This is a genomic window from Nonomuraea mesophila (genome assembly GCF_004352805.1).
In the GTDB taxonomy this organism is placed as follows: Bacteria; Actinomycetota; Actinomycetes; order Streptosporangiales; family Streptosporangiaceae; genus Nonomuraea; species Nonomuraea longispora.
Map to the genome: position 1 here is coordinate 21,983 of NZ_SMLD01000060.1, position 20,767 is coordinate 42,749.

The window sequence follows — 20,767 nt, forward strand, 5'->3', positions numbered from 1 at the left end:
CAGCGAACCAACCGGCGGGCACAGCGTTCCCACCATTGTGCCGGCGAAGGAGGCACGATGATCATCAAGAACGTCAGGATTCTCGGCGGCGAGCCGGTGTCCATCCGGATCGACGACGGCGTGATCGCCGAGGTGGCGCCGGGCCTGGACGCGCCGGGGGCGTTCGACGGCGGGGGCGCGATCGCGCTCCCCGGGCTGGTCGACCTGCACACCCACCTGCGCGAGCCGGGCCGGGAGGACGCCGAGACCGTGCAGACCGGCACCCAGTCGGCGGCCCGCGGCGGCTACACCGCGGTGCACGCGATGGCCAACACCTCGCCTGTCGCCGACACCGCCGGCGTGGTCGAGCAGGTGTGGCGGCTCGGCCGCGAGCACGGCCACTGCGACGTGCACCCGGTCGGCGCCGTCACGGTCGGCCTGGAGGGCCGGCAACTGGCCGAGCTGGGCGCGATGGCCGACTCGGCCGCCCGCGTGCGGGTCTTCTCCGACGACGGCAAGTGCGTCGACGACGCCGTCCTGATGCGCCGGGCGCTCGAATACGTCAAGGCGTTCGACGGCGTCGTCGCCCAGCACGCCCAGGAGCCCAGGCTCACCGCCGGCGCCCAGATGAACGAAGGCGTCGTCTCCGGCAGGCTCGGCCTGACAGGCTGGCCCGCGGTCGCCGAGGAGGCGATCATCGCCCGCGACTGCCTGCTGGCCGCCCACGTCGGCTCCCGGCTGCACGTGTGCCACGTCTCCACGGCAGGCTCCGTCGAGATCATCCGCTGGGCCAAGTCCAAGGGCTGGAACGTCACCGCCGAGGTCACCCCCCACCACCTGCTGCTCACCGACGGCCTGGTCGAGGAGTCGCCCGTGGGGGCCTACAACCCGATCTACAAGGTCAACCCGCCGCTGCGCACCCGCGCCGACGTGGAGGCGCTGCGCGCCGCGCTGGCCGACGGCACGATCGACATCGTGGCCACCGACCACGCGCCCCACCCGGTCGAGGACAAGGAGACCGAGTGGCCGGCCGCGGCCATGGGCATGGTCGGCCTGGAGACGGCGCTCAGCGTCGTCCAGGAGGCCATGATCGAGACCGGCCTGCTCGACTGGGCGGGCGTCGCGCAGCGCATGTCCGCGCTGCCCGCGCGCATCGGCCGCCTGCCTGCCCAGGGCCGTCCGCTGGAGGCGGGCGAGCCGGCCAACATCATGGTGTACGACCCGTCCGGCCGCACCCAGGTCGAGCCCTCCGCCTTCGCGTCGAAGAGCAGGAACACGCCCTACGAGGGCATGACGCTGCCGGGCCGGGTAGTGGCCACGTTCCTGCGCGGCAGGCCGACCGTTCTCGAAGGGAAGCTGGTGTGAACGACAGCGCTGCTGACGTGAACGACAACCTGCCGCGAAGCGGCTCCACGCCCGCAGGGGGGCACGCCGAGGGCTCAGGGGCGGTGCTCGTTCTGGAGGACGGCCGCGTCTTCCACGGGACCTCGTACGGCGCCGACGGCGAGACGTTCGGCGAGATGGTCTTCAACACCGGCATGACCGGCTACCAGGAGACCCTGACCGATCCGTCCTACCACCGGCAGATCGTCGCCATGACGGCCCCGCACATCGGCAACACGGGCGTCAACGACGACGACCCCGAGTCCTCGCGCGTCTGGGTGGCCGGCTACGTCGTGCGCGAGCCGTCCAGGGTGGTCTCCAACTGGCGGGCGAACCGCTCGCTCGACGCCTACCTCAAGGAGCAGGGCGTCGTCGGCATCGCCATGCCCGGCACCCGCGCCCTCACCCGCCACCTGCGCGAGCGCGGCGCCATGCGCGCCGGCATCTTCACCCGCCCGGCGGAGCCCGTCGAGGAGCTGGTCGAGCGGGTGCGCCGCTCGCCCGGCATGGAGGGCGCCGACCTGGCCGCGCAGGTCGCCACCCCCGAGCCCTACGTCGTGCCCGCGGCCGGGGCGAAGACGTTCACCGTGGCGGCCGTCGACCTGGGCATCAAGGGCATGACGCCGCAGCGGCTGGCCGAGCGCGGCTGCGAGGTGCACGTGCTGCCCGCGGCCGCCACCTTCGAGCAGATCATGGCGGTCCAGCCGGACGGCGTGTTCTTCTCCAACGGCCCCGGCGACCCCGCCACCGCCGACGTGACGGCGCTGCGTAAGGTGCTGGAGGCCAAGGTGCCCTTCTTCGGCATCTGCTTCGGCAACCAGCTCTTCGGGCGGGCCCTCGGCCTTCCCACGTACAAACTGCGTTACGGGCACCGGGGGGTCAACCAGCCGGTGCAGGACGTGCGCACCGGGAAGGTGGAGATCTCGGCGCACAACCACGGGTTCGCGGTCGAGGCGCCGCTCGACGGGCCGTTCGAGACGCCGTACGGGCCGGCCGAGGTCAGCCACGTCAACCTCAACGACCGCTGCGTGGAGGGTCTTCGCCTGCTGGAGCGGCCCGCCTTCAGCGTCCAGTACCACCCCGAGGCCGCAGCCGGTCCGCACGACGCCGCGTACCTTTTCGATGAGTTCTGTGAGGTCATGACCCGTGCCCAAGCGTGAGGACATCAGGTCGGTCCTGGTGATCGGCTCCGGGCCGATCGTGATCGGTCAGGCGTGCGAGTTCGACTACTCCGGCACCCAGGCGTGCCGGGTGCTGCGGGACGAGGGTTTCCGCGTCGTCCTGGTCAACAGCAACCCCGCGACGATCATGACGGACCCGGAGTTCGCCGACGCCACGTACGTCGAGCCCATCACACCCGAGTTCGTCGAGAAGATCATCGCCAAGGAGTGCCCCGACGCGCTGCTGCCGACGCTGGGCGGGCAGACGGCACTCAACACGGCGGTCGCGCTGCACGAGTCGGGCGTTCTCGACACGTACGACGTCGAGCTCATCGGCGCCGACGTCGAGGCGATCCAGGCGGGCGAGAACCGTGAACGGTTCAAGGAGATCGTCGCCAAGGTCGCCCGCGAGCACGGGCTCAACGCCGAGTCGGCCAGGTCGGCCATCTGCCACACGATGGACGAGTGCCTGGCCGCCGCCGGCGAGCTCGGCTACCCGGTGGTGGTCAGGCCGTCGTTCACCATGGGCGGCGCCGGGTCCGGGTTCGCCCACACCGAGGAGGACCTGCGGCGCATCGCCGGGGCGGGCCTCGACGCCTCGCCGACCACCGAGGTGCTCCTGGAGGAGTCGATCCTCGGCTGGAAGGAGTACGAGCTCGAAGTCATGCGCGACCGGCACGACAACGTGGTCATCGTCTGCTCCATCGAGAACATCGACCCGATGGGCGTCCACACCGGCGACAGCGTCACGGTCGCGCCCGCGCTGACCCTGACCGACCGCGAATACCAGAACATGCGCGACGTCGCCATCGCCGTCATCCGCGAGGTCGGCGTCGACACCGGCGGCTGCAACATCCAGTTCGCGGTCGACCCGCGCACCGGCCGCATGATCGTCATCGAGATGAACCCGCGCGTGTCGCGCTCCAGCGCGCTCGCCTCCAAGGCCACCGGCTTCCCGATCGCGAAGATCGCGGCCAAGCTGGCCATCGGCTACACCCTCGACGAGATCCCCAACGACATCACCAAGGAGACCCCGGCCTCCTTCGAGCCGACGCTCGACTACATCGTGGTGAAGGTGCCGAGGTTCGCGTTCGAGAAGTTCAGGGGCGCCGACCGTACGCTGACCACGCACATGAAGTCGGTCGGCGAGGCCATGGCCATCGGCCGTTCCTTCCCCGAGGCGCTGCAGAAGGCGCTGCGGTCGCTGGAGAAGAAGGACTCCTCCTTCACCTGGGCCGGCGACGTGCGGCCGAAGGACGACCTGCTGGCCGAGTGCCGCACGCCGCACGACGGGCGGCTGCGCACCATGCAGGAGGCCATCAGGGCCGGCGCCACGCCCGGCGAGCTGTTCGAGGCCACGCGCGTCGACCCGTGGTTCATCGACCAGCTCTTCCTGCTGCAGGAGGAGGCCGAGGCGGTCGCCGCCGCGCCCGAGCTGACCGTGGAGGTGCTCGAACGCGCCAAGCGCCACGGGTTCAGCGACGTGCAGATCGGCGAGGTCCGCGGCATCGACGAGGCGCGGGTGCGCGACCTGCGGCACGCGCTCGGGCTGCGGCCGGTCTACAACACCGTCGACACCTGCGCCGCCGAGTTCGCCGCGAAGACCCCCTACCTCTACTCCACCTACGACGAGGAGAGCGAGGTCCCCTACGGCGAGCGGGAGAAGGTCATCATCCTCGGCTCCGGGCCCAACCGCATCGGCCAGGGCATCGAGTTCGACTACGCGTGCGTGCACGCCTCGTTCGAGCTGTCGCGGGCCGGGTTCGAGACCGTCATGGTCAACTGCAACCCCGAGACCGTCTCCACCGACTACGACACCTCCGACCGGCTCTACTTCGAGCCGCTCACCCTGGAGGACGTCCTGGAGGTCGTGCACGCCGAGCAGCAGACCGGGCCGGTGGCGGGCGTGATCGTGCAGCTCGGCGGCCAGACCCCGCTGGGGCTCGCGCAGGCGCTGAAGGACGCGGGCGTGCCCGTGGTCGGCACCTCGCCGGAGTCGATCCACCTGGCCGAGGAGCGCGGCGCGTTCGGGAGGGTGCTGGCCGAGGCGGGCCTGCCCGCGCCCAAGCACGGCACGGCGCTGACCGTCTCCGAGGCGCTGGAGATCGCCGAGGACATCGGCTACCCCGTGCTCGTGCGGCCCTCCTACGTGCTGGGCGGGGCCGGCATGGCCATCGTCTACGACGACGAGACGCTGACCACCTACATGGCGGCCCAGGAGGGCGGCCATCCGGTGCTGGTGGACAAGTTCCTCGACGAGGCCACCGAGATCGACGTCGACGCCCTCTACGACGGCGAGGAGCTCTACCTCGGGGGCGTGATGGAGCACATCGAGGAGGCCGGCATCCACTCCGGCGACTCGGCCTGCGCGCTGCCGCCCATCACGCTCGGCAGCAACGACATCAAGCGCATTCGCGCCGCCACCGAGGCCATCGCCTCCGGGGTGGGGGTACGCGGGCTGCTGAACGTCCAGTACGCCATGTCCTCCGGCGTCCTCTACGTCCTGGAGGCCAACCCGCGGGCCAGCCGTACGGTGCCGTTCGTGTCCAAGGCCACGGCCGCGCCGCTGGCCAAGGCGGCCTCCCGGGTGATGCTCGGCGCGTCGATCGCGCAGCTGCGCGAGGAAGGCATGCTGCCCGCGACCGGCGACGGCGGCACGCTGCCGCTCGACTCCTCCATCGCGGTCAAGGAGGCGGTGCTGCCGTTCAACCGTTTCCGCGGCGTCGACATCGTGCTCGGGCCCGAGATGCGCTCCACGGGCGAGGTCATGGGCATCGATGCCTTCTTCGGCGTCGCGTTCGCGAAGTCGCAGGCGGGCGCCTATGGTGAGCTCCCGACCAAAGGACGCGCGTTCGTGTCCGTGGCCAATCGCGACAAGCGTGCGATGATCTTCCCTGTGAAGGCGCTCGCGGACCTCGGGTTCGAGATCCTGGCCACCGAGGGCACGGCCGAGGTGCTGCGCCGCAACGGCGTCCATGCCAAGATCGTGCGAAAGCACAGCGAGGGGACGGGGCCCGGAGGTGAGCCAACGAGCGTGCAGTGCATTCTCGACGGCGAGGTCGATCTGATCATCAACACGCCCTTCGGCAGCCCGGGGCAGTCCGGTCCGCGGCTCGACGGCTACGAGATCCGCACCGCCGCGGTGCTGCGCGGCATCCCGTGCATCACCACGGTCGCGGGACTCGCCGCGGCGGCGGCGGGCATCCAGGCGATCGTCCGGGGCGATGTGGGCGTACGGTCGCTCCAGGAACACGCGCAGGCACTCAGGGGCTGACCCCTTACGACCCCCGGGGCGGGAGGTGAAGACGACTGGCCGGCACTCCGGTGCAGGTGACTGGCACGGTGCTGACGACGCGCCGCGTCGACGCCTACCATGCGCTGACGGTGGTGGCGCCGGGCATAGCCGAGCGCTACCGCCCCGGTCACTTCGTGTCGGTGGCGGTCGGAGGGGCTTACACCTCGATGGTGACGCGCCGGGCGTTCTTCATCCACGACGTCAAGGCCGACTACGGCGGCACGGTCGAGCTGGTCTTCACCACCGGCGGGCCCGGCACGGCCTGGCTCGCCGAGCGGCGCGCGCGGGACACGCTCGACCTGGTCGGGCCGCTCGGGCGGCCGTTCCCGCTGCCGCGCGATCCGGCGCACTGCGTGCTGGTGGGCTCCGACTACGGCTCGGCCGTGCTGTTCCCGCTGGCCGACGCGCTGCTGGCGCGGGGCTGCCGGGTCGACTTCGTGATCGGGGGAGCGGAGGCCGAGCGGGTCTTCGGCGCGATGCGGGCCCGCAGGATGGCCGAGACGACGACGCTGACCACCGAGGACGGCTCACTCGGCCTGCGCGGCACCGTCACCGACGCGCTGCCCTCGGTGATCGCCGACACGCGGGCCGACGCGGTCTACGCCTGCGCGCCCATGGCGACGTTGCGGGCGGTGACGGCGGTGGGGATGGAGTTCGACATCCCGGTGCAGGTCGCGGTCGAGGAGTCGATGGCCTGCGGCATCGGGGTGTGCATGACGTGCGTGCTGCCCGTCATCGGCGAGGACGGGGCGACGAGGATGGTCAGGGCGTGCGCCGAAGGCCCGGTGTTCCGGGGGGAGCGGGTGCGGTTCGAGGACGTGGGGACCATCCCGTTCGACGCGCTGGGCGCCCCCGGAGGCGGAGCACGACATGTCAGTTGATATGCGGACTTTTCTGGCGCATGTAGAGCTGGCGAACCCGATCACCACGGCGGCCGGCTGCGCCTCCTCAGGACGCGAACTGGCCCAGTTCTTCGACCTGCACCGGCTCGGCGCCCTCACCACCCGCTCGATCACCATGGCGCCGCGCGCCGGCCGGCCCACCCCGCGCATGGCCGAGACCCCCTCGGGCATACTCAACTCCGTCGGCCTGCAGGGCCCCGGCATCGACGCGTTCCTGGAGCGCGAACTTCCCTGGCTGGCCCAGCGCGGCATCAGGACCATCGTCTCGATCGGCGGGGGCACCGTCGCCGAATACTCCGAACTGGCCCGCAGGCTGGCCGACGCGCCCGGCGTCACCGCCCTGGAGATCAACCTCTCCTGCCCCAACATGGAGGACCGCGGCCGCGTCTTCGCCCGCGAGGGCAGCGCGGCGGCCGAGGTGATCGCCTCCGTACGCTCCATCATGCGCTACGACGTCCCCGTCGTCGCCAAACTCGCCCCCGACGTCGCCGACATCGTCTCGGTCGCGCGGGCGTGCGTGGACGCCGGGGCCGACGCCCTGTCCATGATCAACAATCCGCTGGGCATGGCCATCGACACCGAGGCGCTGCGGCCCTCGCTCGCCGCCGTCACCGGCGGGCTGTCGGGGCCGGCCGTCCTGCCGCTCGCCGTACGGTGCGTCTGGCAGGTCCACGCCGCGCTACCCGGCGTCCCGCTGATCGGCATGGGCGGCGTGATGAGCGGCAAGGACGCCTTCCAGCTCGTCCTCGCGGGGGCCTGCGTCGTCGGGGTCGGCACGGCGCTCTTCCACGACCCGTACGCCTGCCTGCGCATCGAACGCGAGCTCGAAGACCTCCTCCGGGCCCGCGGCCTGCAGCGGCTCGCCGACGCCGTCGGCCTCGCGCACCGGCCCCCGGGCAGCGCGCCGCGGCATCTCCTGGTCGACTCCGAAGAGAGCACCCCGTAGGCACCCTTGACTTCCCCGCCCGCAATCGCTCCAGCACCTGAGGAGACCACGTCTTGACTCCCGCACCGATCGCCGTCGCCCTCGACGCACCCGACCTGGAAACCGCAGCCCGGTGGGCGGCCCTCGTGACGCCGCACGTCAGCACGGTCAAGGTGGGCCTGGAGCTTTACCTGCGCTACGGCCCCGACGTGATCGCCTCCGTCAAGGGAGCCAGCGGCGTGGAGGTGTTCCTCGACCTCAAGCTCCACGACATCCCCAACACCGTCGCCGGGGCCGCCCGCGCCGTGGCCCGCCTGCGTCCCGCGATCCTCACGGTGCACGCCGCCGGCGGGCCCGCCATGATCAGGGCCGCCGTGGAGGCGGCGCCGCACACCGAGATCGCCGCCGTGACGATTCTCACCTCCCTGACCGAGACCGACCTCGACCGCATCGGGCTCGCGGGCCCGGCCGACGCCGCCGTACGCCGATTGGCAGCGCTGTCGGTGGAGGCGGGCGCGACCGCGCTGGTGTGCTCGCCCCACGAGGTGCCGGCCGTGCGGGCGGAGGTGGGGGACGGGATCCGGCTGATCACACCGGGCGTGCGGCCCACGGGCGCCGCCACGCAGGACCAGGCGCGCGTGGCCACGCCCGAACAGGCGCTCGCGGACGGCGCGGACCTGCTCGTCATCGGCCGCCCCATCACCGGCTCACCCGACCCGGGCGCCGCAGCCGCCGCCATCGCCGCGTCGCTCCGGCGTTCTGTTTGATGCTGCATGTTTCTTCATGGCGATGCTCGGCTGGACCGTCCTTTCGGCAGGCGCCTCTTCTGGCCTTCATCGCGGCTGATGCCTCTTCTGGCTTTCCCTCGCGGCTGGCGCTCCTTTGACCTTCCTTTACGGCAGGCCTGGCTTGCCCGCACGCGCCGACGTGCGTTCCCGTCTGTCATGGCCGGTCGTGAGGGCTCACGTGGCACTCGCCGTGACGAGCGCACACTTGACCCGAGCCGTGCTTCCGTTGGCCCCGGGCCGCGCACTTCTGCTTGCCCCTGTTCGGGGGACACGTGCACCCGTACGCCCGAGGTGTCTGTGGTCCTGGGGCTCGCGTTGCCGTCGGGCCGGTGTGGCGCTGGGGTCGTGCCGGGGTGCGGTGGAGGGCGTTCGACTCGTGCGCCGTCGGTTGACGGGCTTGAGTCAGGAGGGGGTCGCCGTGCCTGTCCGTGCGCCAGCCGGCACGGGTCGATCGATCTTGGCCGGGCGGGGGAGATGGATCTTGCCGTCCGGTGCCGCTGACAAGATCATAAGGCATTCCTGAAGCGGTCGCACACCGATCGCCGAGAAGGTTTCGGCCCAGGTGTGAGCGGGATTTCGGACAATGTCGGATGGCTGAAACGTGATCTTCGTTGCGTTTCGCGACATCGTCGCGTGCCGCCTCCCTGAACGGGAAGTGCGGCGATTTGATCAGCACAATGTGATTTTACAAGCACGGACAGTGATGAAGTGGATTTTGTGGCGAGAGAAACTGCTCTTGACGTTGCTTAGGGGGCGATGACCAGCTAGTTTCCCTTCCCGTCCGAGTACATCGACAGAAATTCGAGGTGACCCGGCGTGGCTCTTCCTCCCCTGACCCCCGAGCAGCGCGCCGCAGCCCTGGAGAAGGCTGCCAAGGCCCGTAAAGAGCGTGCCGAGGTCAAGAACCGGCTTAAGCATGGCGCGGTTTCTCTGGCTGAGGTGCTCAAGGATGGGCAGACCGACGACGTCATCGGCAAGATGAAGGTGTCGGCTTTGTTGGAATCGCTCCCAGGCGTGGGCAAGGTCCGCGCCAAGCAGCTGATGGAGCGGCTGGCCATCGCCGAGTCCCGCCGCGTGCGGGGCCTCGGCGCGAACCAGAGGGCCTCCCTCGAGCGCGAGTTCGGTGGCAACGAGAGCTAATCTCTGTTCCACACGAAAGCGCAGGTTCAACGGGGGGTAGGAAGTGACCGACAGGTCCTGGTCCGGCGACGTCAGTGCCCATGAGACTGTCGGATCGGGAGCGGAGGACGGCTTCCTGCCCCTGAGCGAGAGACGGCTGACGGTCCTTTCCGGGCCGTCGGGCGTCGGCAAGTCCACGGTCGTCGCCGAGTTCCGGCGGGCACACCCCGAAGTGTGGCTGTCGGTCTCGGTGACCACCAGGAGGCCCCGGCCCGGCGAGGTGCACGGGGTCCACTACTACTTCGTCGACGGCGACGAGTTCGACCGCCTCGTGGCGGCCGGCGAGCTGCTCGAATGGGCGGAGTTCGCGGGCAACCGCTACGGCACGCCGCGCGAGCCGGTGCTGAAGAAGCTGGCGGAGGGCGTACCCACTCTGCTGGAGATCGACCTCGAAGGCGCCAGGCAGGTGCGGCGCAGCATGCCGGAGGCGTTGCTGATCTTTCTGGCCCCGCCCAGCTGGGAGGAGCTGGAGAAGCGGCTGCGCGGGCGCGGCACCGAACCGGAGGACGTCATCGCCCGCCGTCTGGCGGCCGGGCGGATCGAGATGGCCGCCGAATCCGAGTTCGACCTCACCCTGGTGAACACGAGTGTCCAAGACGTGTGCCGCCGGCTGATAGCCTTGATGACTGACCCTCAGGGGGTCACGACAACCACCAACCGAGAGGTCTGACAATCGTGGCAGGCATTTCCCCGGCCGCGGAGGGCATCACCAACCCGCCGATCGACGCGCTGCTCGACATCGTCGACAGCAAATACTCCCTGGTGATCATGGGCGCCAAGCGCGCTCGCCAGATCAACGCCTACTACTCCCAGCTCGGCGAGGGCCTGCTGGAATACGTCGGGCCGCTGGTCGAGACGCATGCTCAGGAGAAGCCGCTGTCCATCGCGTTGCGTGAGGTCTCCGAGGGCCTGCTCAACGCCGAGCCCATCGAAGGCGCGGTCTGACCCCTTCGATGAAGGTCGTCCTGGGCGTCAGCGGCGGCATCGCCGCGTACAAGGCTTGTGAGCTGCTGCGCCTGTTCACCGAGTCGGGGCACGAGGTGCGGGTCGTCCCGACCCGCGAGGCCCTGAAGTTCGTGGGCGCGCCCACCTGGGCCGCCCTGTCGGGCAACCCCGTGAGCGCCGAGGTGTGGGACGACGTTCACGAGGTGCCTCACGTGCGGATCGGCCAGCAGGCCGACCTCGTCGTGGTGGCGCCCGCGACCGCCGACGTGCTCGCCAAGGCGGCGCACGGGCTGGCGGGCGACCTGCTCAACAACACGTTGCTGACCGCGAGATGCCCGGTCGTGTTCGCGCCCGCGATGCACACCGAGATGTGGCAGCATCCCGCCACCCGCGCCAACGTCGCGACGCTGCGCGAGCGCGGCTCCATCGTGATCGACCCCGCCGTGGGGCGCCTCACCGGAGCCGACACCGGTCCCGGCAGGCTGCCCGACCCGGCCGAGATCTTCGAGGTCTGCCGGCGCGTGCTGCGCGGCCGGCCGCGCGACCTGTCCGGGCGCAAGATCGTGGTGTCCGCGGGGGGCACGCGCGAGGCGATCGACCCGGTCCGTTTCATCGGCAACCGTTCGTCGGGGCTGCAGGGCTACGCCCTGGCCCGGACAGCCGTCGCCCGCGGGGCGGAGGTGACCCTCGTCGCGGCCAACGTCACGCTGCCCGATCCCGCCGGGGCCTCGGTCGTGCGGGTGGAGTCCACGGCCGAGTTGCGTGATGCGGTGCTGGCCGCCTCGGACGACGCCGACGTCGTGGTGATGGCGGCGGCCGTGGCCGACTTCCGGCCCGTGACGCGGCACGACGAGAAGATCAAGAAGTCCGATGGCGAGCCCGAGTCCATCCAGTTGACGAAAAATCCCGACATCCTCGCGGAGCTCGGGCAGCGCCGTGTCCAAGCCCGCCTTGCCGATCCGGCCGTTGCCGGTGAGCCGGCGGGCACCCCTGTGCCGGCGGGAGCGGCGGCCCACCCGGAGAGAGGGACGGCTGACGAGGCTGGAGGGGCGGCCGGTCCGGTGAGTGCCCCGCGCCCGGCCGGGCGCTCAGGTCCTGGCGGTGCTCAGGGTTCTGCGGGCGCCGGCGCTTCGGCCGGAGAGCCTCCTCCGGCGGGCATCCGGGGCCCGCGCCCCGAGGTGATCGTCGGCTTCGCGGCCGAGACGCACGACGTGCTCGCCAACGGCCAGGCCAAGCTCGTGCGCAAGGGGTGCGACCTGCTGGTCGTCAACCAGGTGGGCGAGGGCAAGGCCTTCGGCACCGCCGACAACGCGGCCACCGTGCTCGTGGCGGGGGGCGAGCCGGTCGAGGTGCCGCTCGGTCCCAAGGAGGACCTCGCCGACGCCGTGTGGGATCTCGTGGCGGCCCGTCTCGCGTGAGCGAGGGACCGTACTAACGGTTGCATAGGGGACACGAGCGGCGAAGAACGTACAAATCGTGTCAGATCCATTTTCAAATGGCATGTTGCGACATCCCCGTACGCCTGCGGATACTTGGGGCAAGGGGGGATGGGATGCCGGTGGGTTCTGCTGTCAGGGATCGTTGTAGGACATTGCTCGCCGACCAAGGGGAGCTCCATTACGTCTTTCCCGCACATTCGGTGGGAACGATGGAGAGTGGACATTTCCTCATCGTTGTGACCGATGCCGCTATCTCGGTGCTCGCCACCAGGACACTCAGAAGCGATCGTCCCGTCGCCGTGTTCGCCTCGTTTCCGAGGCACACCAGGCTGGGCCCCATCCAGCCTGGACCGATCATCGAGCTGGGCTCTATGGCCTTCGAATTCGATGAGGAGTACACCGCCGTGGTCAAGGCCGCCGACGCGGAAATCTTCGCGCCGGAGACCTTGCCACCCGATCCGCTGCCCGACCTGTGATGCCCGACATGCGGTGTGCGGCTTCGCGGCCGGGCGCCGGGTGGGGCTAGACTTCGGCGAAGCCCAGGTCCGTCCGTCGGCCCTGAGTCGCACATCCGTCAGCAGCCGCTGCATGAGGAGCCACTGAGTTGTCACGTCGCCTGTTCACCTCCGAGTCGGTCACCGAGGGCCACCCGGACAAGATCGCCGACCAGATCAGTGACGCGATTCTCGACACCATGCTCAAAGACGACCCGAAGAGCCGGGTCGCCGTCGAGACGATGATCACTACCGGCCAGGTCCATGTCGCAGGCGAGGTCACCACCGAGACCTACGTCGACATCCCTGGCGTCATCCGGGAGAAGATCCTTGAGATCGGCTACGACGCCTCCCACAAGGGCTTCGACGGCGCCTCGTGCGGTGTCTCGGTGTCCATCGGCGCGCAGTCGCCCGACATCGCCCAGGGCGTCGACGCCGCCTACGAGCACCGTGAGGGCGACGACGGCGACGAGCTCGACCGTCAGGGCGCCGGTGACCAGGGCCTCATGTTCGGCTACGCCTGCCGTGAGACCCCCGAGCTGATGCCCCTGCCGATCACCCTGGCCCACCGGCTCGCCCTGCGCCTGTCCCAGGTGCGCAAGAACGGCACGGTCCCCTACCTCAGGCCCGACGGCAAGACCCAGGTCACCATCGAATACGACGGCGACACGCCGATCCGGCTCGACACGGTGGTCGTCTCGACGCAGCACGCCGCCGAGATCGACCTCAAGGAGATGCTGACGCCCGACATCAAGGAGCACGTGGTCGACCCCGTGCTCGCGGAGCTCGACCTCGACACCGACGGCTACCGCCTGCTGGTCAACCCCACCGGCCGCTTCGAGATCGGCGGCCCGATGGGCGACGCCGGGCTCACCGGCCGCAAGATCATCATCGACACCTACGGCGGCATGGCCCGCCACGGCGGCGGCGCCTTCTCCGGCAAGGACCCGTCCAAGGTCGACCGCTCGGCCGCCTACGCGATGCGCTGGGTCGCCAAGAACGTCGTCGCCGCGGGGCTCGCCGACCGGTGCGAGGTCCAGGTGGCGTACGCGATCGGCAAGGCCAAGCCGGTCGGGCTGTTCGTGGAGTGCTTCGGCACGGAGAAGGTCGCCGTGGAGAAGATCCAGGAGGCCGTCCTGCAGGTGTTCGACCTGCGCCCGGCCGCCATCATCCGCGACCTCGACCTGCTGCGGCCCATCTACTCGGAGACCGCCGCCTACGGGCACTTCGGCCGTGAGGGCTTCTCCTGGGAGTCCACCGACCGCGCCGAGGCCCTGCGCACCGCCGCCGGCATGTGAGCTCCCGCCTTCTGCGACCCGCTCTCCCGGCCGGTCCGCCCCGGGGAGCGGGACGCTGCCGGCCGGCATGACGTGACCGATCACCCCCTGGCTCCGCCGAGCCCAGGGGGTGATCGGTGGACGCGTCTTTCCGCGGCAGAGCGCGCTGCCGGGATGCCTTCGCCTGGTTCTGTGGGCCGCCCTGCCGCTGCGCAGCGACTCGTACGCGCCGCCGGCGAACGTGAAGTGTGTCTCCCGCGCGACGTTCCCTCACGTGCCCGCCGGCTGGGCGTCACCTGCCAAGGGGCGCGGCGTCCGGGCCGTCGGCGTACGGCGTCCAGGCTGTGCGGGCGGTGTCCAGGCTGTGTGCCGGCGGCGGACGCCGCGGGCGGTGAGGTCTGGTAGACGTAGGGCGTGACCCACTCCGACGACGCCCTCCTGCCGCTCGACGCCGTGCGGCCCCCAGCGTCGTCGTCCAAGGGCGCGAAAGGTGCGCCCGTGCCCGCTCCCGAGCGGCCGGTGGCGAGGATCGTGGTGGACAGCCCGCTGCCGCACCTCGACCGTTCCTTCGACTACCTGGTCCCGGCCTCCATGCACGAGACGGCCGAGCCGGGCGTGCGGGTCAGGGTGCGGTTCGCGGGGAAGCTCGTGGACGGGTTCCTGCTGGAGCGCGTCGAGAAGAGCGAGCACGAGGGACGGCTCACGCCTGTCGAACGCGTGGTCTCTCCCGAGCGCGTGCTCACACCGGAGATCGCCGGGCTGGCCCGTGCCGTCGCCGACCGGTACGCGGGCACCCTCACCGACGTGCTCCGTCTCGCCGTCCCGCCGCGCCACGCCAAGGTCGAGTCGGAGACCCCGAAGGTGCCGGCCCTGTCCGGCCAGGCCGCCGCCGCACCCGTACCGGCCGCGCGTGCCACCACCGACGCACGAGCCGGACTTGACGATGCGGCCGCGGCGGGGAAGCCGTCCCGCCCCGTCGAAGGAGAGCCGCCTCAGCCCGGCGACGCTCCCGCCTCGGGACGTCCGCGCTCCGCCGAGCCGGACGGCTCCGGCAGATCGGGCGGGGCTCGGAAGTCGGACGGGGCTCGGAAGTCGGACGGGGCTCGGAAGTCGGACGGCGCCAGGGAGTCGGACGGGGCCGGGGAGGAACCCACGCCGGGGGAAGCGTCCCGCGTGGAGGAGAACCGGCGGCCGGGGGGGTCGGCGAGCGACGTACGCACCGGTCAGTCGGCGAAGGACGTACGTGCTGGTCAGGAGTCGAGCGACGCACGTACGCGTCAGGAGGCGTCGCGCGGGAGCAGTGAACGCGCTGCGGACTCCCCGGGCGCCGCAAGGGCCGCAGGGGAAACCGGCCACGCTGAGCAGGCGGTACCGGCCGAAAAAGGGGAGGCGGTGCAGGGGGAGAGCGCGTGGGACGACTATCCCACCGGGCCCTCCTTCCTGGACGCGTTGCGCTGCGGGCGGGCACCCCGTGCCGTGTGGTCGGCCCTTCCCGGTGCCCGCGGGTGGGCGAGGGCGATGGCCGAGGCCGTGCACGCGACGCTGGAAGGCGGCAGGGGCGCGGTCCTCGTGGTTCCCGACGGCAAGGACGTGGCGCTGGTGGACGCCGAGTTCGGGCGGGTGCTGGGCCCCGGCAGGCACGTGGCGCTCATGGCCGATCTGGGTCCGGCGGAGCGGTACAGGCGGTGGCTGAAGGTGCTGAGAGGCCAGGTACGGGCCGTTGTCGGCACCAGGGCCGCCATCTTCGCCCCCGTGGCGGATCTCGGCCTGGTGGCCATCTGGGACGACGGCGACGATCTGCACGCCGAGCGCCTGGCCCCGTACCCGCACGCACGGGAGGTGCTCGGGCTCAGGGCGCACAGGACCGGCGCGGCGATGCTGATCGGCGGATACGCGCGCACCGCCGAGGCCACGCAGCTCATCGCCTCCCGCTGGGCCCGGCCGATCGTGGCCGCCCGTACGACGATCAGAAGCCTGGCCCCCCGCGTGCGTCCCGCGGGTGAGGACGCCGAACTCGCCAAGGACCAGGCGGCGCGGCAGGCCAGGCTGCCGAGCATCGCCTGGCGGGCGTTGCGGCAGGGGCTGGAGAAGGGGCCGGTGCTGGTGCAGGTGCCCAGACGCGGCTATCTGCCCGCCCTGGCCTGCCGGCACTGCCGTACGCCCGCCCGGTGCGTCCTGCCTCCCACCAGGACGGCCGCCCCCGCCCTTTCGTCGCCGAGCGCGAGGCCGTCCGGTTCGCCGGCCATGGTGGGGGCGATGCAGCTCGGCGGCCCCGACCCGCTCACCGAGCCGCCCGCGGCCGGGCCGCCCGGTGGAGCGGATCCGGGCAGCGGGTCGTCGCCGGCCGGTCGGCCCGGTCCCGAAGGCGCGGTGGGAGACCCGTCCGGGCCCGGGAACGGGGCCGCTGCCGGTGGCCGCTTCCAGGCCGGCCCGCAGAGCGCGGATGCCCGGCCGGCGCATTCCGACCGCCCGCAGCGCGCGCCCGGCCGAGCCGACGGCCCGGCGACCGGTCCGGCCGATGGGACGGGCACCGGTCGTGGCGAAGGCGCCGGGGCCGATGGGATAGGTGCCGGTCGTGAATCGGGGGCCGGTGGGATGGGCGTCGGTCGTGGTGCAGGGGCCGGTGGGAGTGAGGCGACGGATTCCGGCCCGGTGGGCGAGGGCGGGCAGTTGTGCCATGGTCCACTGGCGCTCAGAGGCGGCCACGCCGCCCCCTACTGCCGCTGGTGCGGCCGGGTCGACGCTCGCTGGCGGTGCCCGTCCTGCGGAAGTCCCCGGCTGCGCGCCGTCGTCACCGGCGCCCGGCGTACGGCGGAGGAGCTCGGCAGGGCCTTTCCCTCCGTGCCGGTGCGCACGTCGGGTCGTGACGGCGTGCTGGCCACCGTGCCGTCCACCCGCGCGCTGGTCGTCGCCACCCCCGGCGCCGAACCCGTCGCGGAAGGGGGGTACGCGGCGGCCGTGCTGCTGGACGGGTGGGCGCTGCTGGGCAGGGCCGACCTGAGGGCGGCCGAGGAGGCGGTGCGCCGCTGGATGAACGCCGCCGCCCTGCTCCGCCCCGGCGCCGAGCTGGTGGTGCTCGGGGACGCGGCGCTGCCCGCCGTACAGGCGCTGGTCAGGTGGGATCCCGTCACGCACGCCGAGCGCGAGCTGGGCGAGCGCGCCGAGCTCGGATTCCCGCCCGCGGTGCGGATGGCGACGCTCACAGGCGCGGCGAGCGCGGTCAGGCAGATGCTCGACGAGGTACGCCTGCCGCCCGACGCTCAGGTGCTCGGCCCCGTGCCGGTGGACGAACAAGGGCAGGAGCGCGCCATGATCCGCGTACGCCGCCAGGGCGGTGCCGCGCTGGCGGCCGCGCTCAAGGGCGCCAGCGGCGTGCGCGCGGCACGCAAGACCCCGGAGGTGGTGAGGGTGAGTGTCGACCCGCTCGACCTGATTTAGACCGTTTCCCCGATTCGCTCATCTCATGGCCAGCCGTTAGCGTGCCTCTGTGTCGATCGAATGGGTGAACCAGGCCATCGACGACCTGCGTGCTTGGGGGCGCTCGCGGGACGTCGAAGTGGACGCGGACGAGGTCCGCCTGCTCTGCGACTACGCCAGCGACTACCTCAACGTCAACGAGCCGGGTGACTTCACCCCTGAGACGTTCGATGAGCTGCTGCTGTCCATCTATCCGCGCAAGGTCATCGCGCCGCCGGAGAGCGCGGAGGAGACCGTGTCCGCGGCCCGCACTCTGGTGGCCTTCCTCAGCGAGCGCGGGGCGGTGAGCGAGGAGACGGCGGAGCTCATGCGCGGCCGGCTGGAGGACATCGAGACGCGCATGCCGGAGGAGCTCGCCGACCCGGCCAACTTCGGCATGGCCAAAAGCCTGTTCAGCTCGATCGGGCCCGAGTCGCTCGAGCAGTCGATCGCCATCCCGTCCGGTGAGGTGCCCGATCTCGGGGAGGCGCCCTGCGACTGCCCGGGCTGCACGCCGCTGCCGGCCGCCCGGCTGGCCCCTGCCGACGACCTGCGCGCCGCGCTCGCCTCGGTGCCGATGCTGGCCGAGCAGCCGCTGCCGGAGGACGGCGGCGACCCGCTGGAGGGCTGGGCGCGGGCGGTGGCCCGCATGCTGGAGCCGGGAACGCGCGGCGCGGTCACCGGCTCCGCCGAGCTCGACGAGGGCCTCTACGACCTGTTCGACATGCTCTACCGGCTGCAGGTGCGGGTGCCCGTCACGGTGATCGGCGACTATCTCGACGAGGTCGCCGGTGACGGCGGGGCCGACCTCGGCGCCGTGCTCGACCGGCTGGCCTGGCACGGCATGATCGAGGTGAGCGGCGACACCGCGGAGCTGACGCCGCTGGCGGTGTGGGGGCTGCGCGAGCATTACGTGTCGCTGGGGCTCGACGCCCCGCAGGCGTCCGACCTGGCCGAGGCCGACGCCCGCGGGCTCATCGAAGGGCTGCTCGAAGGCGTGCCCGCCGAGCTGGCCGAGGACGACATCAGCCGCTGGCTGACCGGCAGGGACGCAGGGGAGGCCGCGGCCGAGCTGCTGGGCGCCGCCTCCGGCGCGCCGGCCGTGGCCCGCGGCATCGCGATCACCATCGTCGACCGGCTCGGCTCCGAGGCGGAGCAGCAGGTGCGCGACTATCTCGACGACCAGGAGCTGCGCCCGCACGCCATCCACTGGCTGGCCGCCAGGGGGCTGCCCGCGCCGCAGCTCACCCAGGAGGAGCTGCTCTGGGTCAGCGTCGACATGCTGGCGCTGGCGATGCCGGCCGCCGAGGAGGACCTCGAGGTGTTCGCCGAGAACATGGCGGCCTCCGGCCCGCCCGCCCACATGATCGAGGAGATGTGGCGGGTCGACCATCCCGACGTGGTCGACGTGCTCGAGCTGCTCGGACGCTCCATACCGGACGGCACGGTCGCCAAGGCGGCCCGCAAGGCCGCGTTCAAGGCCCGGTCCCGGGCCATCCGTTGAGTACGCTCATGTGACTCGTGTGCAGTAAGTTTCGTGGGTGGCCAACAATGTCTTCGACCTCGCCGAGCTGCGCAAGCTGATCGATGAGCAGGCCGCCGTGCCGTCACGGCCTCCTGTGGAGACTCCCGTGGGGCATGAGGCGCTGACGTTCCCGCCGGTCCGGCCGGCGCCCGACGCCGAGCTGGCCAGGGCGGTGCCCGTGGTTCCGCTCGTCGCCGACGCGATCAGGCTCACGGCCTGGACGGGCACCCGTGAGGTGTCCGCGGAGGGGCACCTCGGCGAGGCCGCCGCGCGGGCCGCGGCCGACGAACTGGGGGTGCCGGCCGCACGGCTGCGTCTCATCTGGATCGTCGCCGTCAACACCGGGCTGCTGCAGATCGCCGGCGGGCGGGCCTCACGAGGTTCGCTGTCGATGCAGCTCACCGTCGAGGCCACCCTGGAGTTCTGGGACGGCGTGGTCATGGACGTGCTCGACCGCGCCGACGAGGGCCTGACGGGCTCGGCCGTGGTCGACGGCCACCTGGCCGAGATGCTGGCCACGATCTACTCCGTGCGCTCGGGCGTCGCCACGGCCAACCTCGCCCGCGGCATCCTGCAGTCCCACGAGGTCGCCTGCGCGCCTGGGCCGGCCGAGATGCGCAGGATCGCCGCCGCGCTGCCCGCGGAGCTGCTGGAGGCGCTGTCGCTGCTGACCTACTGCGGGCTCGTCGAGCAGACCGCCGCGGGCCGCACCGCGCTCACCCCGCTCGGCGTCTGGGCCGTCCGCCGCGACCTGCTGCGCGAGGGCCATGACGCGCCGACCACGGCCGAGGTGGAGGTGTACGCCGACCTGTCCGCGGCCGAGCTGGTCGACGAGCTGGTCAAGGGAGCGGCCACGCAGAGCGCGGTCGCGGGGTGGCTGGAGCGCCGCTCGCCCGAGTCGGCCGCCCGCGCCCTGATCGAGATCGCCGCCTCCGGCACGGCCGGGCAGCGCGGCGCGGTCGGCGCGGTCCTGGAGGAGCTCGGCCCGGAGGCGGAGCAACCCGTCAGGGAGGCGCTCGGCGATCCGCTGATGCGCCGCTACGCCGCCTCGTGGCTGCACATCCGCGACCTCGAGGCGCCCGCGCTCAGCCCGGAGGACCACACCTGGATCGCGGTCGACTCGCTGGCGGCGCTCATGCACCTGTCGGGCCACGCGGCCGGGCGGCTCGACACCCCGGAGCCCGGCGAGGACCTCGTCAAACTGGTCGGCGAGATGCCCGCGGTCGAGCATCCCGACACGATCGCGGTGCTCGACATGCTCGCGACGGCCCACGACGACCAGGCCGTGGTCAAGGCGGCGCGCAAGGCCGCGATGAAGGCGCGTTCGCTGGCGCACGAGGGCTTGCGCACGACGGCCCGCCGCAGCTGAGCGGGCCGCCGCCGGGCGCGGGCGGCGAGGGAGGCCGCTCGCAGGTGACAGGCTCCACTAAACTGGGCTGATCCACGTTCGAGAAACGGAGTGACCCCCTTGGCGATCCAGTCGATCCGGCTGTTCGGAGATCCGGTGCTGCGCACCCCGGCGGCCCCGGTCGTCGACTTCGACAAGGAGCTCCGCAAGCTGGTCAAGGACCTCACCGACACGATGATGGACGCTCCGGGCGCGGGCCTGGCGGCGCCGCAGATCGGTGTCGGGCTGCGGGTGTTCACCTACTACGTCGACGATCAGCTCGGCCACCTGATCAACCCCGACCTCGACCTGTCCTCGGACATCGACGAGGAGGGCGAGGAGGGCTGCCTGTCCTTCCCCGGCCTGTCGTTCCCGACGCCGCGCGCCGTCCGCGCCGTGGCCAAGGGCTTCGACATGCACGGCGAGCCCGTCGTCCTTGAGGGCACCGACCTGATGGCCCGGTGTTTCCAGCACGAGACCGACCACCTCGACGGCATCCTGTTCATCGATCGCATGGACCCCAAGCAGCGCAAGCTCGCCATGAAGGCCGTGCGCGAGGCCGAGTGGAGCGGGCTGTCCGCCCCGGTGATCAAGGCCTCTCCGCACCCGACCGGCGGAAAGGCGCTCTGACGA

Annotated in this window: 16 protein-coding genes; all 16 read left to right on the forward strand. The window is 71.7% G+C overall.

Translation table 11 applies throughout. The annotated features are described in order from the left end of the window. Window positions 1-57 precede the first annotated feature (57 nt). The 16 genes from E1295_RS22825 to def all read left to right on the forward strand — a co-directional run bounded on the left by E1295_RS22825 (window position 58) and on the right by def (window position 20,764). Entirely contained in the window at window positions 58-1,344 is a 1,287-nt protein-coding gene (locus tag E1295_RS22825) for a dihydroorotase (protein ID WP_132632432.1), read from the forward strand. Between the two features lie 29 nt (window positions 1,345-1,373). Next, window positions 1,374-2,522 carry a glutamine-hydrolyzing carbamoyl-phosphate synthase small subunit gene (gene carA, locus E1295_RS22830; RefSeq protein WP_132632466.1) on the forward strand — a complete coding sequence of 383 codons (1,149 nt, stop codon included), beginning with the start codon at window positions 1,374-1,376 and terminating at the stop codon, window positions 2,520-2,522. Beyond that, window positions 2,509-5,796, forward strand: a complete 3,288-nt coding sequence (gene carB / locus E1295_RS22835; protein WP_132632434.1) for a carbamoyl-phosphate synthase large subunit — start codon at window positions 2,509-2,511, stop codon at window positions 5,794-5,796. The genes carA and carB overlap by 14 nt, the downstream gene beginning before the upstream one ends. Before the next feature lie 35 nt (window positions 5,797-5,831). Further along, a complete protein-coding gene (locus E1295_RS22840; RefSeq protein ID WP_132632436.1) occupies window positions 5,832-6,698 on the forward strand; it encodes a dihydroorotate dehydrogenase electron transfer subunit in 867 nt (288 codons plus the stop codon). Then, entirely contained in the window at window positions 6,688-7,665 is a 978-nt protein-coding gene (locus E1295_RS22845) for a dihydroorotate dehydrogenase (protein WP_132632438.1), read from the forward strand. The genes E1295_RS22840 and E1295_RS22845 overlap by 11 nt, the downstream gene beginning before the upstream one ends. Before the next feature lie 53 nt (window positions 7,666-7,718). Further along, a complete protein-coding gene (gene pyrF / locus E1295_RS22850; protein WP_132632440.1) occupies window positions 7,719-8,411 on the forward strand; it encodes an orotidine-5'-phosphate decarboxylase in 693 nt (230 codons plus the stop codon). Window positions 8,412-9,248: 837 nt separating this feature from the next. After that, complete coding sequence (gene mihF, locus E1295_RS22855) at window positions 9,249-9,572, forward strand: integration host factor, actinobacterial type (RefSeq protein WP_020541698.1); 324 nt, start codon at window positions 9,249-9,251, stop codon at window positions 9,570-9,572. A gap of 115 nt (window positions 9,573-9,687) precedes the next feature. Beyond that, entirely contained in the window at window positions 9,688-10,281 is a 594-nt protein-coding gene (gene gmk / locus E1295_RS22860; RefSeq protein WP_220448847.1) for a guanylate kinase, read from the forward strand. 5 nt (window positions 10,282-10,286) lie between these two features. Beyond that, entirely contained in the window at window positions 10,287-10,556 is a 270-nt protein-coding gene (gene rpoZ / locus E1295_RS22865) for a DNA-directed RNA polymerase subunit omega (protein ID WP_132330927.1), read from the forward strand. An 8-nt stretch (window positions 10,557-10,564) separates the two neighbouring features. Further along, the gene (gene coaBC, locus E1295_RS22870; protein ID WP_132632444.1) at window positions 10,565-11,974 is read left to right on the forward strand and encodes a bifunctional phosphopantothenoylcysteine decarboxylase/phosphopantothenate--cysteine ligase CoaBC; all 1,410 of its coding nucleotides are present in this window, start codon (window positions 10,565-10,567) and stop codon (window positions 11,972-11,974) included. Window positions 11,975-12,108: 134 nt separating this feature from the next. Then, the gene (locus E1295_RS22875) at window positions 12,109-12,471 is read left to right on the forward strand and encodes a hypothetical protein (RefSeq protein ID WP_166427366.1); all 363 of its coding nucleotides are present in this window, start codon (window positions 12,109-12,111) and stop codon (window positions 12,469-12,471) included. 128 nt (window positions 12,472-12,599) lie between these two features. Beyond that, window positions 12,600-13,787, forward strand: a complete 1,188-nt coding sequence (gene metK, locus E1295_RS22880) for a methionine adenosyltransferase (protein WP_132632446.1) — start codon at window positions 12,600-12,602, stop codon at window positions 13,785-13,787. A 393-nt stretch (window positions 13,788-14,180) separates the two neighbouring features. Continuing rightward, window positions 14,181-17,204 carry a primosomal protein N' gene (locus E1295_RS51075; protein ID WP_246080241.1) on the forward strand — a complete coding sequence of 1,008 codons (3,024 nt, stop codon included), beginning with the start codon at window positions 14,181-14,183 and terminating at the stop codon, window positions 17,202-17,204. 49 nt (window positions 17,205-17,253) lie between these two features. Continuing rightward, the gene (locus E1295_RS22900; RefSeq protein ID WP_132632448.1) at window positions 17,254-18,726 is read left to right on the forward strand and encodes a hypothetical protein; all 1,473 of its coding nucleotides are present in this window, start codon (window positions 17,254-17,256) and stop codon (window positions 18,724-18,726) included. Window positions 18,727-18,763: 37 nt separating this feature from the next. Beyond that, complete coding sequence (locus E1295_RS22905) at window positions 18,764-20,116, forward strand: hypothetical protein (RefSeq protein WP_132632450.1); 1,353 nt, start codon at window positions 18,764-18,766, stop codon at window positions 20,114-20,116. Window positions 20,117-20,215: 99 nt separating this feature from the next. Then, window positions 20,216-20,764 carry a peptide deformylase gene (gene def / locus E1295_RS22910; protein ID WP_132632452.1) on the forward strand — a complete coding sequence of 183 codons (549 nt, stop codon included), beginning with the start codon at window positions 20,216-20,218 and terminating at the stop codon, window positions 20,762-20,764. Window positions 20,765-20,767 lie beyond the last annotated feature (3 nt).

Coding starts and splice junctions, on each gene's coding strand:
- E1295_RS22825 (WP_132632432.1), top strand. CDS start 58: ATGATCATCAAGAACGTCAGGATTCTCGGCGGCGAGCCGGTGTCCATC.
- E1295_RS22845 (WP_132632438.1), top strand. CDS start 6,688: ATGTCAGTTGATATGCGGACTTTTCTGGCGCATGTAGAGCTGGCGAAC.
- coaBC (WP_132632444.1), top strand. CDS start 10,565: ATGAAGGTCGTCCTGGGCGTCAGCGGCGGCATCGCCGCGTACAAGGCT.
- E1295_RS22875 (WP_166427366.1), top strand. CDS start 12,109: ATGCCGGTGGGTTCTGCTGTCAGGGATCGTTGTAGGACATTGCTCGCC.